We start from the raw sequence: 651 nt of genomic DNA on the forward strand, positions 1-651 counted from the left end.
AGTTCTTCGGCGGCGTCGTGGCCATCGCCGAATGGGCCGAACTGATTTCGGATGAGCACTTCAGCGTCGACGGCTCGCTCTTGCGAGCCTGGGCCTCGCACAAGAGCCTGGCGGCGCGGGACGGCTCGGATGAGCCGCCGGGCCCCGACCAGGGGCGCAACCCGGAGGTGGATTTCCGCGGCAAGAAACGCAGCAACAAGACCCACGTTTCCCGCACCGATCCGGACGCCCTCCTGGCCACCAAGAACACGGGCGTGGCCTACCTGAGCTACACCACGCACACGCTCAGCGAGAATCGTCACGGGCTGATCGTCGATGTGCACACCACGCAGGCCACCGGCACGGCCGAACGGGATGCGGCCCTGGTCATGCTTGAGCGCCGGGCGGCGCCGCGCAAACCCGATCGTCCCATCACGGTGGGCGCCGATCGCGGGTATGACGCGGCCGAATTCATCCAGTCGCTACAGGATATGAGCATGGTCCCGCACGTGGCCGCCAAGACCCGAGGCAGTGCCGTGCCCGAGGCGATAAAGGAGACGGAGGACTACGCGGTGAGCCTGCGGCGCAGGAAGATGATTGAGGAAGCTTTTGGCTGGGTGAAGGAAATCGGCACACTCGGGCGCGTCATGCTGCGCGGGCTGGATCGTCTTC

At 66.2% G+C, this 651-nt stretch carries 1 protein-coding gene; it reads left to right on the plus strand.

The features are described 5' to 3' along the window. Positions 1-651 (plus strand): transposase (locus ZRA01_RS20420; RefSeq protein ID WP_141355203.1); only part of this gene is annotated, 651 nt, incomplete at both ends.

This window comes from Zoogloea ramigera (assembly GCF_006539865.1).
Classification (GTDB): Bacteria; Pseudomonadota; Gammaproteobacteria; order Burkholderiales; family Rhodocyclaceae; genus Zoogloea; species Zoogloea ramigera.